Annotated in this window: 12 protein-coding genes; 7 read left to right on the top strand and 5 right to left on the bottom strand. The window is 36.1% G+C overall.

The window, feature by feature from the left end; all coding sequences use genetic code 11:
- Positions 1 to 6: 6 nt before the first annotated feature.
- Both H4J66_RS14180 and rimK read right to left on the bottom strand, forming a co-directional pair.
- Positions 7 to 1,047 carry a succinylglutamate desuccinylase/aspartoacylase family protein gene (locus H4J66_RS14180; protein ID WP_182175671.1) on the bottom strand — a complete coding sequence of 347 codons (1,041 nt, stop codon included), beginning with the start codon at positions 1,045 to 1,047 and terminating at the stop codon, positions 7 to 9.
- Entirely contained in the window at positions 1,047 to 1,952 is a 906-nt protein-coding gene (rimK, locus tag H4J66_RS14175; protein ID WP_070376387.1) for a 30S ribosomal protein S6--L-glutamate ligase, read from the bottom strand. The genes H4J66_RS14180 and rimK overlap by 1 nt, the downstream gene beginning before the upstream one ends.
- A 150-nt stretch (positions 1,953 to 2,102) precedes the next feature.
- Here rimK and H4J66_RS14170 point away from each other — a divergent pair, with 150 nt between their 5' ends.
- From H4J66_RS14170 to H4J66_RS14160, 3 genes are all read left to right on the top strand, one after another.
- Positions 2,103 to 2,951 (top strand): LysR family transcriptional regulator, encoded by an 849-nt coding sequence (locus H4J66_RS14170; protein WP_182175670.1) that lies wholly within the window; start codon positions 2,103 to 2,105, stop codon positions 2,949 to 2,951.
- Positions 2,952 to 3,024: 73 nt separating this feature from the next.
- On the top strand, positions 3,025 to 3,852 hold the full coding sequence (locus H4J66_RS14165; RefSeq protein ID WP_182175669.1) for an alpha/beta fold hydrolase: 828 nt from the start codon (positions 3,025 to 3,027) through the stop codon (positions 3,850 to 3,852).
- Entirely contained in the window at positions 3,830 to 4,750 is a 921-nt protein-coding gene (locus H4J66_RS14160; RefSeq protein WP_182175668.1) for a diguanylate cyclase, read from the top strand. Before H4J66_RS14165 ends, H4J66_RS14160 begins: the two co-directional genes overlap by 23 nt.
- 96 nt (positions 4,751 to 4,846) lie before the next feature.
- Here the strand turns inward: H4J66_RS14160 and H4J66_RS14155 are convergent, their stop codons facing one another.
- On the bottom strand, positions 4,847 to 7,033 hold the full coding sequence (locus tag H4J66_RS14155) for an OsmC domain/YcaO domain-containing protein (RefSeq protein WP_182175667.1): 2,187 nt from the start codon (positions 7,031 to 7,033) through the stop codon (positions 4,847 to 4,849).
- A gap of 397 nt (positions 7,034 to 7,430) precedes the next feature.
- Positions 7,431 to 7,667, bottom strand: a complete 237-nt coding sequence (locus tag H4J66_RS14150) for a hypothetical protein (RefSeq protein WP_182175666.1) — start codon at positions 7,665 to 7,667, stop codon at positions 7,431 to 7,433.
- Between the two features lie 178 nt (positions 7,668 to 7,845).
- Between H4J66_RS14150 and H4J66_RS14145 the strand changes: the two genes are divergently transcribed.
- The 3 genes from H4J66_RS14145 to H4J66_RS14135 all read left to right on the top strand — a co-directional run bounded on the left by H4J66_RS14145 (position 7,846) and on the right by H4J66_RS14135 (position 12,886).
- The gene (locus tag H4J66_RS14145) at positions 7,846 to 8,814 is read left to right on the top strand and encodes a tRNA-dihydrouridine synthase (RefSeq protein WP_182175665.1); all 969 of its coding nucleotides are present in this window, start codon (positions 7,846 to 7,848) and stop codon (positions 8,812 to 8,814) included.
- Between the two features lie 96 nt (positions 8,815 to 8,910).
- Positions 8,911 to 11,676 carry an XrtA/PEP-CTERM system TPR-repeat protein PrsT gene (gene prsT, locus H4J66_RS14140; RefSeq protein WP_182175664.1) on the top strand — a complete coding sequence of 922 codons (2,766 nt, stop codon included), beginning with the start codon at positions 8,911 to 8,913 and terminating at the stop codon, positions 11,674 to 11,676.
- A gap of 115 nt (positions 11,677 to 11,791) precedes the next feature.
- Entirely contained in the window at positions 11,792 to 12,886 is a 1,095-nt protein-coding gene (locus H4J66_RS14135; RefSeq protein WP_182175663.1) for a choice-of-anchor A family protein, read from the top strand.
- A gap of 61 nt (positions 12,887 to 12,947) precedes the next feature.
- Here the strand turns inward: H4J66_RS14135 and H4J66_RS14130 are convergent, their stop codons facing one another.
- Positions 12,948 to 13,235, bottom strand: a complete 288-nt coding sequence (locus H4J66_RS14130; RefSeq protein ID WP_182175662.1) for a hypothetical protein — start codon at positions 13,233 to 13,235, stop codon at positions 12,948 to 12,950.
- A gap of 623 nt (positions 13,236 to 13,858) precedes the next feature.
- On the opposite strand from H4J66_RS14130, the gene H4J66_RS14125 reads away from it, so the two are divergent.
- Positions 13,859 to 14,293 carry a hypothetical protein gene (locus H4J66_RS14125; RefSeq protein ID WP_182175661.1) on the top strand — a complete coding sequence of 145 codons (435 nt, stop codon included), beginning with the start codon at positions 13,859 to 13,861 and terminating at the stop codon, positions 14,291 to 14,293.
- The last annotated feature ends 57 nt before the right edge of the window (positions 14,294 to 14,350 follow it).

Genomic DNA, 14,350 nt, shown 5'->3' with positions numbered 1-14,350 from the left:
GGTTTCCTAACTGTCGTCATTTTCTGGTAAAAGCTGCTCTTGTACGTTTTCAATGTGTTCAGCGATTTCTTCATCGTCTTCACTGAAATAAGCGACATGAAACATAGCTTCTCCATCTTGTACTAGCGGTATATTTTGCTTACCGATTAAAATGCCTGAGCGTGTTGCTTTAACCGAATCAAATATTGCACCATATGGACTACCAATTTCGGCTAACACTTGACCTTTAGTGATCTGATCGCCCAAATTTACAATATTATGAACAATACCACTGGCATTTGCGCGTACCCATTGGCTGCCATTAGCAATAAAAGGCACAAGTTTTTTCTTCTTAGAACGGACAACTTTTCTAGTCATGCCTAAATATTGTAAAACATTTAAGATACCTTTCATGCCCGCTCGAATTGAAAACTCATCAAAACGCAGCGCTTCACCCGCTTCATATAATAATATTTTCGTTTCGTTTTTAACGGCTGATTCTCTTAACGAGCCATCAACTAAAGTAGAATTCAACACAACTGGTACGCCAAACACTTCCGCCAAGGCTTTGGTGTCGGGATCAGACATATCCGCCCTAATTTGTGGCAGGTTTGAGCGATGAATTGCCCCGGTGTGTAAATCGATACCGTAATCACAATGCTTAACGATTTCATTGAGAAATATATGTGCAACACGCCCCGCTAAAGAGCCTTTCGCAGAGCCGGGAAAACAGCGATTAAGATCACGACGGTCAGGCATATAACGACTTTGATTAACCACGCCATAAACGTTAACCATAGGAACAGCAATAACGGTGCCTCGCGTGATTTTAAGTTTCTTTTCGTGGATCAAGCGTCGAATAATTTCAATACCATTTAATTCGTCGCCATGTACCGCCGCACTCAAAAAAATAGTGGGCCCCGGTTTTTTAGCGCGAATAATATGAACGGGCAAAGAAACGTCGGCATCGGTATATAACTTAGCAACCGGCAGCTCTATTTTACGCTGCTCTCCAGGTGAAATTTCAAATTCACCAATGCGTAATATATCTGTAGAACTCACTTTCATTATCCTTTGCCACGTGTCTTAGTGTCATGAGGTTTTGCATTTTTTTCTAAAAACTCAAACACCATCCCGGCAACATTTTTGCCCGTCGCTTTTTCAATACCTTCAAGGCCAGGAGATGAATTAACTTCCATGACCATAGGACCATTTTGTGAACGCAGTAAATCGACACCACACATGTTCAAACCCATCGCTTTTGCAGCACTGACAGCAGTATCACGCTCAGCCTTAGATAATTTAACCACTTCAGCAGAGCCACCGCGATGTAAATTAGAACGAAACTCACCTTCAGCGCCTTGACGTTTCATCGCCGCAACAACTTTACCGCCAATCACTAAACAGCGAATATCTGCACCACCCGCTTCTTTAATAAACTCTTGTACCAAAATATTCGCGTTTAAGCCCATAAACGCTTCGATAATGGCTTCAGCCGATTTAGCAGTATCGGCTAAGACTACACCTATACCCTGTGTGCCTTCGAGTAACTTAATCACTACCGGCGCGCCACCAACATTTTTAATTAAATCTTTAGCATTATCAGGTTTACTGGCAAAGCCTGTTCGCGGTAAACCCAAACCTTTACGTGATAGCAACTGTAATGACCGTAATTTATCGCGCGAGCGGCTGATAGCGACGGATTCATTAATGTTGAAGGTACCCATCATTTCAAATTGTCTTGCCACCGCTGTGCCATAAAAAGTTACAGAGGCGCCAATACGAGGAATAATTGCATCATACTTTGGTAGTTCTTTACCGTGATAACGCACCGATGAACGGCTACTCGTAATGTCCATATAACAATGCAAAGTATCGATAATATCAACTTCATGGCCCATAGCTTCACCCGCTTCTTTTAAGCGGCGCGTAGAGTAAAGTTTTTTATTTCTAGATAAGATAGCAATTTTCATAAGTCAGTCTTTTGATATTCACTTTTATTTAATGATAAAAAGTGAGGTAATAAGTGCTGCGGAGTGTATAGTCAGCTTATTAAATAATATAGCGCTATATTTTGATGAGTTTAATCAAAAAAAATGATTGCGTTGTTTGTCGAGGTTTGTATGAGAATCGAACTATTAAAAACATTTCTTGAAGTGAGCCGTACATTACACTTTAGAATAGCATCTGAGAACTTATTCATTACTCAATCTGCGGTAAGCGCAAGGATTAAGTTATTAGAAGGTGACTTAGGTGTACTGTTGTTTGACCGAAGCCAAAAGCATTTAAAATTAACCCCTGAAGGTAATCGGTTAATAAAACATGCTAATGAGTTATTGTTTATGTGGCAAAAAACGAAACAAGATGTTGGTGTTGCAGACAGTGATACTTATCAATTAGTTGTTGGCTCTATGATGTCTATTTGGGATATTGTCTTACAAGATTGGTTGAAAAAGATTCACCGCAATCTTGATGATGTTAGTTTATTAACCAACACTTACTCGCCGTTAGAGCTTAGAAAGAGTTTACTAAGTCGTGTGGTCGATGTTGCCTTTTTTTTCGAACCACCGTTTGTTAAAGATTTAATCACTGAAAAAGTCGCCACGGTTCCACTACATTTAGTCACCACAGAGCCAAACGATATTATGGAAAAGTTAACATTAGATAACCACATAATGGTCGACTATGGTGAATCAGTGAATGCGCAACACCTTCGAGAATTTCAAGATGCTCCTCCCGCAAGACACTATATGAGCCAACCAAGAATTGCATTAAATTTTCTATTAGACGCCGGCGGAAGTGCTTATTTACCCAGACAAATGACTTTTGAGTATATCGAGAAAAATAAATTATACCTAGTTGAAGAAGCGCCGGTATATTCAAGAGATATATATGCCGCTTATTTAGCGAAAAGTCAGAAAACTGATATCATTGAGCAAACCCTGCAACTGTTTCCTTCTGTGGTAATATAAACAAGATTATTAGATAGTAGTATAAACAAGGTTAGTGACCGTTAATTAATGATACGTTTGAGTAGGAAATATTATGCTTTTGTCAAAAGAGGTGTTGATTAGAAATAATGTTAAAATTATTGGAAAAGGCGAAAAAACACTTTTTCTTGCTCATGGCTTTGGTTGTGATCAAAACATGTGGCGATTTTTAACGCCTAAGCTATTGAGTCAATTTACCATTGTATTATTTGACTATGTCGGCTCTGGTGGTTCGGATATATCACAATACAACAAAAAACGTTATAGCCAACTTGAGGGATATGCCGAAGATATTATTGAAATAGCTGAAGTGCTACAGCTATCAAGTGCAATTTTTGTCGGGCATTCAGTAAGCAGTATTATTGGTGCGATTGTCGCCAATAAAAGGCCTGACTTTTTTTCTAAGCTTATCATGATATGCCCTTCTCCTTGTTTTCTAAACTTTCCTCCTGAATACTTGGGCGGCTTTGAAAAAGAAGATTTACTCGAGCTATTAAGCTTGATGGATAAAAATTATATTGGTTGGGCTGATTATTTAGCGCCATTAGTAATAGGAAATGATCATTCAACAGATTTAATAGGAGAGTTAACGGGAAGTTTTTGCTCTACCGACCCTGTTATAGCGAAGAATTTTGCTGAAGCAACATTTTTATCTGATTATCGCCATATTTTAAAAGATATAAAGCAACCTTCATTAATTTTCCAAAGTAAGAATGATGCATTGGCTGCGACGACTGTTGGTGAGTTTATTCATAGCCAAATAAAAGATAGTCAACTGGAAGTGGTTCTGGCTGACGGACATTGTTTACATATGACGCATCCGAACGAAATTGTCGACTTAATAATAGAATACGCAAAAAATGACCACAACACGCAAAAATAAAACACAAAGTAACATGCAAAATTATTCGCTGGATAGTTTTCCTTGCGGTGCTTTAGTCACTAATTCGTCAAGAATTATTACCTATGTTAATACATATTTCACCACTGAACTATTATGGCAACCAGCAGAACTTATCGGTAAAAGTACTGATGTGATTTTCACAAAATCGTCAAAAATATTTTTTCAAAGTTATCTCATTCCAACACTTTTACACAAGAAAACGTGTGAAGAAATGCAGTTAATTATATTTAATGCTCAAGGGGGTCGCATTCCAGTAACCGTTAACGCGCATTTAGGTGATGATGGCTGTATTTATTGGAGCTTTTTTAATGCCTCGAAAAGAGACCAACTTTATAATGAATTATTAAAAATCCGCAAAACATTAGAAGAGCAAGCAGAAGAGTTGAAATTATTTGCTTCTACTGACGAGTTAACCGAGTTATTAAATAGAAGAGAAATGAAATACCGAAGTGTTTTAGTCCTTGAGCAGGCAGCGAGATCTCATCAATCGGTTGGTTTGTTAATGCTCGATATTGATTACTTTAAGAAAGTAAATGATAACTTTGGCCATTTAGAAGGGGATCGTGTATTAAAAGAGCTTGGTCAAAAATTAAAAGCCTTTTGTCGACAAACAGACCTCGTTGCTCGCTTTGGTGGTGAAGAATTTTTGATCATGCTACCTGACACAGACAAAGTGAATGTTTTATTGTTTTGTGAAAGATTACATCAATTAATCGCTGACATTACGGTTGACAATAAACCATTAACGGTAAGTATTGGTGCCAGTATTTGTGACGATAAAATATCATTTACTGACTTTTACGCTCAGGCTGATGATGCCGTATATAAAGCAAAAGAACTTGGCAGAAACAGAACCGAGGTGTATAAAACTGATTAATGCTCATTAAACTTAAGATTTAAAATTTAAATTCGCAACGTTTATAAAAAGCCAATACCCATAGTAGATATTGGCTTTTTACATGATATGTTTTTACTATTTCTCAGCCGCTATTTTACGTGCTTGGTGTAATTTTTTGTAGCTTTCAATCAACCTCAGGTGCTTATCTAAACCTTCAAGTTTCATACTTGTTGGTGTTAAACCGTAAAACCTAACTTCACCAAAGACTGAACCAACCACGTGTTCCATAGTCTCTTCACCAAACATTCGATTAAAGTTACCGATATAGTCTTCAAGTTCCATCTCTTCGTCTAGGGTAACTTCTAATACCGCATGAACCGCTTGATAAAATAAGCCACGTTCAACCGTATTGTCATTGTATTGTAAAAACTCTCCAACTAATTCAATAGCCTCTTCTAAAGCACCTAAGGCAAGATAAATAAGAATCTTTAATTCAAGAATAGTGAGCTGACCCCAAACAGTATTTTCATCAAACTCAATACCAATTAATGTTTTTATATCAATGTAGTTATCTTGTTGGCTATCTTCTAAACGCTCAGCTAAAGCGACTAATTGTTCTTCACTTAAAATGTGAAGATTTAAAATATCTTCGCGGTATTCAAGAGATTTATTGGTGTTGTCCCAAATAAGGTCTTCAACCGGATACACTTCTGAATAGTCTGGTACTAGCATACGACAAGCGGTAGCCCCCAATTGATTGAACTCTGCAATATAGACTTCTTTGCCCAAGTCTTTCAAAATCGCCATTAACACAGCATTTTCTTCTTCGTTAGTGCCAGAAAAATCCCATTCACAAAATTCATAATCAGCTTTATTGCTAAAGAAACGCCAGGAAACAACACCTGTTGAGTCAATAAAGTGATCAACAAAGTTTTCAGGTTCAGTAACCGCCATGCTATTAAAGGTTGGCTTAGGTACATCGTTTAAGCCTTCAAAGCTTCTTCCTTGTAATAACTCAGTTAAACTCCTTTCTAGCGCAACTTCAAAATTTGGATGAGCACCAAATGAGGCAAAGACACCCCCCGTTTTAGGGTTCATAAGCGTGACACACATGACTGGGAATTGACCACCTAAGGATGCATCTTTAACAACAATAGGAAAGCCCTGCGCTTCTAAGCCTTCAATACCTGCTAAAATACTTGGGTATTTTGCGATCACTTCTTTGGGCACATCAGGTAAAACAATTTCTTGTGCAATAATTTGTTTTTTTACCGCACGTTCAAAAATTTCTGACAAGCATTGTACTTGTGCTTCGGGTAAGTTATTACCTGCACTCATACCATTACTTAAAAATAAATTTTCAATTAAATTTGAAGGAAAATAGACGGTTTCACCATCAGAATGGCGTACATAAGGAATAGAGCAAATACCTCGATCTGCTAAGCCAGAGTTGGTATCTATTAGGTTTGAGCCCCGCAATTCATCGTCAGGGTTATATATCGCTAAACAATATTCATCAAGTATGTCGCTGGGCAACTCATCATTGGCGCCAGGTTTAAACCATTTTTCATTGGGATAATGAACAAAATCACTGTTGGCAACATCAACACCAAAAAACTGATCGTTATAAAAGAAATTACAGTTAAGACGCTCAATAAATTCACCAAGTGCAGAGCAAAGCGCACTTTCTTTCGTTGCGCCTTTACCGTTAGTAAAGCACATCGGTGATGCAGCATCACGGATGTGCAATGACCAAACATTAGGCACAATATTTCGCCAAGAAGATATTTCAATTTTCATACCTAAATCAGCCAACAGGCAGGTCATATCGGCAATAGTTTGTTCAAGTGGTAAGTCTTTACCTAAAATGTAGGTGCTGGAACCACTTGCTGACTGCCCCATAAGCATTGCTTGGGCGTCGTTTTCAAGACTATCGACTATTTCTACTTTAAACTCTGGTCCACTTTGAACGACTTTTTTAACGGTACAGCGATCAATGGAACGGACAATGCCTTTACGGTCTTTCTCAGAAATACTTTCAGGCAACTCAACCTGAATTTGAAAAATTTGGTTATAACGATCCTCAGGATCTACGATATTGTTTTGTGACAAACGAATATTTTCAGTGGGTATATCACGCGAATTACAATAAACCTTAACAAAATAGGCGGCACAAAGTGCTGATGAAGCTAAAAAATAATCAAAAGGCCCTGGAGCAGAACCATCACCTTTATAGCGAATAGGTTGATCAGCGATGACAGAAAAATCATCAAATTTAGCTTCAATTCTAAGGTTGTCGAGATAATTAACTTTGATTTCCATTGAATAATTTCCGAAGTTTTGCACTAAAAGCTCAGTGATTTGCTTAGTTTTAGCGACTGCCAATTGGCAAGATGTAATTAATGATCGCTATTATCTGTTTTTTCGAGACATTAGTCTTGGAAAAAAAGACATTAATTAAGAAAGACACTGTTTTAAATAAAATAGCGCGGTGTAACCAGGAATTTGATTTTACAGGGACATTAAAATAGCTAGGTAAAGTGTGGTAAAACAATAATTCAACCAAGGTAGTGAATCACTTTTTATCATTCCTCGCGCAACAGTAAACGATAATAACTATAAAAACTGACCGTCGTATAAGCTATAAATAAACAAAAAAGCTATTTAACGAAGGGTTAAATAGCTTTTTTAAAGATATATGATAACGTTTAATAAATGATTAAGAATTAACCGCCGCATTTCTTAGCGTCAGTTTTAGTTTCGCCACATTTACCTTTTTTGTCTGCTTACCTTCGCCACATTTAGCTTTTTCGTCAGCTTTACCTTCACCACATTTTCCACTAGCATCTGCCGCGGTAATCGTTACAATGCTTTTAGTTTCAAAAGGGTTCATTTCTACTTTTACAGGAGCTGAAATGGCAAGTATTAAGGCAAATAAACCTAATAAAGCTGTCAATGATGATTTTTTTTAAATTTTCATGATATTTTCATTTAATATTATATATTTTGGCACTACATATGTAAGCTACTAACAAAGCCCCCTTCACCGAATAAATAAATTTCAATGAAGTTGAAAATATTTATTCACTCTTAAATAAATCTTATCGCTCATTTTTGAGGTTACTCGCTGATCTATGAATACTCAAGTAAAGAAAGTTGTTTTAGCACCAATGGAAGGTGTTGCTGATGCCTTAATGCGCCGTCTACTCACCTCATTAAATAATTACGATTTTTGTATTACTGAATTTCTACGTATTGTTGACCAGCTTTTACCTGAGCGATGTTTCTACAAAGTTTGCCCTGAATTAGAACAACAAGGTTATACACAGTCAGGCACACCATTGAGAATGCAGCTACTTGGTCAAGAACCCAACTGGATGGCAGAAAATGCTGTTCGAGCAATAGCGCTAGGCTCACATGGTGTTGATCTTAATTTTGGCTGTCCAGCTAAAACTGTTAATAAAAACCGTGGCGGTGCCGCATTACTAAAAACCCCTGAAGATATTTACAAAATAGTGCTAGCGGTAAAAAAAGCGGTTGGCGAGGATGTGATCCTTTCGGCAAAAATTCGCTTAGGCTTTGATGATGCCTCATTGTTAGACGAAATAGTTAGTGCTATAACCTCTGCCAAAGCGGATCAACTCACCATTCATGCCAGAACTAAAGCCGATGGCTATCGTCCTCCCGCTTATTGGCACTTCATTGCTGGCATTGTCAAAAGGTACCCAATAGAGATCTTCGCGAATGGTGAAATATGGAATTTAGCAGACGCCCACCGCTGTATTGAAGAAAGCCACACCCAAAATTTAATGCTTGGTCGTGGTGCACTTGCGCTACCAAATTTAGAGGCAGTAATAAAAAACAACCAACAAGCTATGCCTTGGCACCAACTTTGTATCCTATTAAAACAATACAGTGATCTTGAATTAATAGGTGATAAGAGCTTTTACTTTTCTAGTAGATTGAAACAATGGTTGCGCTATTTGAAATTACAATACCCAGAAGCACAACAGTTATTTAATGATATTAAAACACTAAAAAACAAAGAAGAAATTTTAAATTTATTAGACAAGTCGTCAGTTAACAGCACTAATATTATTTAATAAATTTCAATTTATTTTATTTTATTACTAAAAATACAATATCACTTAACGTCATTGTGTTTTAACATAAAGTATCTCTAATTATTTTGTGCTGCTATGAATAAATCTCATTCCATCTTATTCTTCATATTTTTTATCTCAACTTGTTGTAATACTCATGCTGAACAATTGCCCAGTTCTTACGAAAATGCATTGATTTTTTTACAACAAGGCAAGCTTAATGAAGCTGAAATAGCGGTTAAAAATAGTATTCAGCAGCGTCCTAATTACTTACCTTCTCGATTATTATTAGGCGATATCCTTTTGCAAAAAGGTCAGCCACAGTCAGCAGAAAAAGAATTAGCTATAGCTTTATCTTTGCAAGCTGATAGTTTTGCTGTGATTCTACCTTTAGTTAAAGCGAAATTATTCTTGTATAAACATGATGACGCTTTAGATTTATTAAACCAATATCCACAACTTGCCACTGAAAATGAATATTTTCTCTTACAAGGTAATGCATACAAAGGTTTGAATCAGTCAACTTTAGCTAACAAGTCATATCAGCAATCAATAAATATCCATGGAGAAACGTTAGAGCTGTTTATAGCTATGGCTGATTTATCATTTAAAGAAGGAAAACTTGATAGCGCTTTAACTTTGGTAAATAAAGCGATTTCATTAAAAGATAACCACCAAGGTGCGCTTATGCTCAAGGCTGAGATATTAAAGAACACTGATAACTTTGATGATGCCTTAGAAATATATACTGAAATGCTTCAAAAGGAACCCACAAATAAGCAATCATTATTTGGTAAAGCGACCATTTTATTAGAGCTTAACCAACTCAATAGTGCGCTTAGTTTTTCACTAACGTTACGAGAAAACTTCCCAAATGACCCTTATATAAAACTATTACACTCTTCAATTATCGCATTACAAGGTAATGAAAGAGAAGCACGCACTTTGTTACGTGATATTCAGCAACAGTTTATGAATTTAAGCAACGAGCACATGCAAAATAGAGAAGTATTGTTGCTGTCTGCTAGTGTTGATTATTTAAATGAAAACTATCATCAAGCACGCCGACAGTTTTTACTTTACCTTAGCGATTATGAGGGAAATGTCGTTGCTTATCGCCATCTTACTATGATCGCTTTAAAAGAGAATAACCTGACTTTAGCACAACAATATGTTGATAAAGCACTAACCCTATCGCCAAATGAAGTTGATATTCACTTGCTTGCCTCTCATATTTATCAACAACAATTCGACAAAAATGAATACTTAAGCTTCATTGAGAAAGCCCAGTCGACGTTTCCTGATAATACGCTACTCAGAGATCAGTACATAGGCGCACTTATTTCTGTTAACCGAAGCAATGACGCGGTAGCTTTACTTAATAAAACAAGTAGCAGCAGTACATTAGCAAATAAAACGCTATTAGGGTTTTTACAATTACAAACCAATAATATTGAACAAGCTAAAATAACGACTCAAACATTATTAGACGAAAATCCCAATAAAGTTGAAATTTTACAACTCGCCGGTGAATTATCATTAAAGCTTGGTCGGGATGAAGACTCGATAAAGCTATTTAAACAAGCACTTATATTAGACGATACATTTCGTCCCGCATTATTGGCATTAGCGGGTATAAGTCTAAATAAAAAAGATGAACAACAAACTGAATATTATTATCAACAATTACTGACACTTTACCCTAATGATGTTTTAGTACTTCAGTTGTATGCAGACTTTGCGATTAAACAACAACAGTTATTTTTAGCGATAAAGTTACTTAGCCAAATACCCAAAGGTCATATTGATTTCATGACAAATCAGCGGGCATTACTAAAACTTTACCTAGAAAATAATCAGTTAGCCAACGCAGAAAAAACACTTCAGTTATTAGAAGAGTTCTTCTTGTTTGATCAAGAGTTACTATTAGCAAAAAGTAAACTACAAAAACAGCAAGGTAAAACGGCTAAGTCTTCTAAAACACTTAAAATTTTATTTGGTTTAATTTATGATGACGTCGCTAAAATTGAGACGTTAAGTAACCTTCAAATTGATATAGCTGACATTGAGGCAGCAAAACGCAGTATTGATAGAATTAGACAATTATCAAGTGGCAAAATTTCTCCTTATATTGAAACTCGTTTTGCTTTAGTTACGCAAGATACTAAAAAAGCTAATCAATTGATTGAACAACAGTTGTTAATAAATCCTGAAGATCCTACTTGGATAGAGCTAAAAATTCATCTTTTACTCACCGAAAACAACATGGATCAAGCAATCGATTTATTAAGACCACTTTATCAAAGCCAAAAGAATCGTGAGCACATGCAGTTACTCGCTCAACTTTACTCACAGAAGAAAAACCTTGCAGCTCTCACCTTATTATTACAGGAATGGATAGGACAACAAAGTTCAGATGCTTGGGCAGTTTCACAGCTAAGTACCATTGCTCTAAATAACGGTGATACAGCATTAGCAATATCGACGCTTGAAAACTATGTACATATTAACCAACAGCCTATTTTTCTAAATAACCTTGCTAATTTATACCAAGAAAACAATCCAAAAAAAGCACTTTTTTTCGCTAAGAAGGCCTACGAATTAGCCCCTACGTTAGCGGTAATTAATGACACATTAGGTTGGTTATTTGTTAAAAACAATCAACCTCAAACAGGTTTAAGTTACTTAAGAGAATCAATTGCTCGCGATGTGAATAATCCAAACTATCATTACCACCTTGCTTATACCTTAGCAATTTTGAAGCGAATCCCCCAAGCTAAAGCTGCTTTGCTCACAGCACAAAAGCTAGCCCTAGATCACGAACTAACCAAAAAAATAAACCTATTAATAAATAAAGATTAATAGAGTTAATACCCAAAATAAACATCCTGCATAAAAGACAGCGTTGTCAAATAGGTTTATTTAATGATATGATGTGCAAAATATAGTCATATTGATTCAATTATAAGGAACATTAATGCGACATTTAGCTGTTATCGCAAGCTTATTCTTAAGTTTTCCACTATTTGCTGACATCATCGATTTTGGTCAAGCGGGTAAATATCATGCTTTTATTAAAGAAAACTACTCTGTTAGTTCATCTGACGTAGAGGGTCGAATCGCCGTTGGTGGTAACCTTTTAGTTGATGGTCAATATGACATTGGCGCAAAGATAATTGACTTTGCTATGGGGGATGGCCCGAGTTTAGTTGTTGGCGGAAATATTGAAAAAATAAATCCCTCTGGCAACCTTGCTGTTTATCAGCATCATAAAGCAGGAGAAACCCCTGAATTGGGTGATGCAATAATTGGTGGAACATTAACGGGTACTCTCAATGATGTGCGATCATTAACTCAGAATTCTGACTCTTTACCGGTTGATTTTAATAGTGCATTTTCCCATTTAGAAAACCTTTCACAACAATTATCAGCGCGAACTGCCTACGGTAGTGTTAAAGACAATGGATGGGCATTAATATTTTCAGTTGATGAGAATGTTGTGCCAGAAAATGGCGTTTACGTTTTTAATGTTACTCAGCAACAATCTGAGAGCGAATTCTATATCAATACTAATGGCATGGCTGAAGACGCAACGGTTGTATTTAATATATCAAATGACACAGGATCTTCCGTTATCGACCTTTCATCAAGAGGAATGGTATATATTACGAACGATAGTGCCCCAACAAGTTCTACGAACCCTCTAAGCAATAAATTTATTGCAGGTGAAGCGAATACCCCCGTACCTTTCCAGTTGCTTTACAACTTTTATGGCGCTAGCCAGTTAAACTTAGATATTGCATTATATGGCAGTATATTAGCTCCTACTGCCGATATAGCAGCGAATGGTGGGCAGATGTTTGGACAAGTTATTGGTAAATCTTGGCAAGCTAATCGTGCATTTCAAACAAATTACAACCCGTTTCAACCAACAGGTTCACCGGCAACTTCTGTTCCAGAACCAAGCACTTTCATTATTTTTGCAGTGGCTTTTTTAATGATGCTTTCTCGTAATACATTATCTAAAATTAGATCAAAATTGACGTTGAAACAATTTAGCAGTTTTGCCTAGCGATTAAAGTAACCAATAGATAACTAAAAATGCCAGACATTATGCTCTGGCATTTTTTGTACTACAAACTCTCTTCAGTCTTTTTTGGTCGTGTTTTTATTAAGTTCCCCCCACCACCATCTTCTTCTTGCTGCTTTTTAATCACTCTTTTTTCAGAAACCACCATAGCAATCGCTTTTTCCACAAAAGGTTCGGCAGAAAACATTTGCACAAAAACAGCAAAGGCAATCGCTATACCACGGCGTTTTTTAGCAAGCTTCATTAATATTATCGCTAATACTGATAGCACCGCAAAAACGAACCATGGCGCTAACGCCAGATATAAATCATACCTAAAGAAATTTTCCATAGAGCACTTAATCAAATTATTTAAAAGGTTTAAACAATGAAATGATTAAACGGATATTTATTAAAATAATCCATTACGCGCTGAGGTTTTCACTTTCAACTTGATAAAGCGTTTTAATGAATTGTAGATGAATCGTTACCACAGACTTTTGAAAAGTTTGTTTTTGAATTTTATACTTTTACCTACTTATCTGTGTATCGACAAGTATAAGGGAGTTATGATGTAAATCAAAAGCGTCAAGAAATAAATCCGAATATAAATAAGTACCACTAATATTTAGAGCATTTAATGCTTGATATAGTTAAACTTCGGCTTTTTTTGTAATATAAGTAAGGAGACTTCAGCACAATACTCTATGTATTCTTCTTGTTGAGTATCCTTGCTAATCACAGATGACAAAGCAACTGAGATACAGTATTAGCCGATACTAAAGAGCTGATGAACAAAATAAAGTTCAAAACGATATTTTGCAATTGGTATTCCTAAGGATCTGTTGATAGCTTATATATTGAACTTACTCTATAAAATTTCAATAATATTTGAATTTTTATAATATTTAATACTAATGAGTTAATAATTTCAGGTAGTATATAGGTATACTTTCCCAGTAATATTTACATCTTATGAACTATTTAAAATTAATTATTATCTCATTTACTCTTCTACTTACGGCATGTGGTGACGAAGGAAATGGAGATATTAAAACGTCAGAAAGTCCTGAAGTTGTCGCTGTCGCCTTTTTTGATGCGCTTTATAATGAAAAAAATGTGAAGAAAGCAGCTAAAGTATGTAGCCCGCAATTGTCTCGAATTATATTACATTACAAGTCACCCAAAGCTGTTGGCCGTCATTTATTTAATATGTCATACGATTCAGTGGTTGCATCGCCAGATGACAGCGGTGTAAAAGTTCGTGAGCAGTTCAAAGACGCAGCGGTAATTACTGTTTATTTTGATGGTATTTACGATAATAATCGTTTGAAAGACGTTAAGCGCTTATCTCTTATTCAGATAGATGGCGATTGGGTTATTGATAAAATATTAAAAGACCCTTTCTAAATTAGTCTTTGCTTTAAAATACACTTTTGACCTATCCTAAAAAAGATAGGTCAAAAA

Origin of the sequence: Colwellia sp. MB3u-55 (genome assembly GCF_014076785.1) — a bacterium.
Taxonomy (GTDB): Bacteria; Pseudomonadota; Gammaproteobacteria; order Enterobacterales; family Alteromonadaceae; genus Colwellia_A.
The sequence above is the reverse complement of the archived record's forward strand: the minus strand, read 5'-3'. Positions and strand labels throughout refer to the sequence as shown.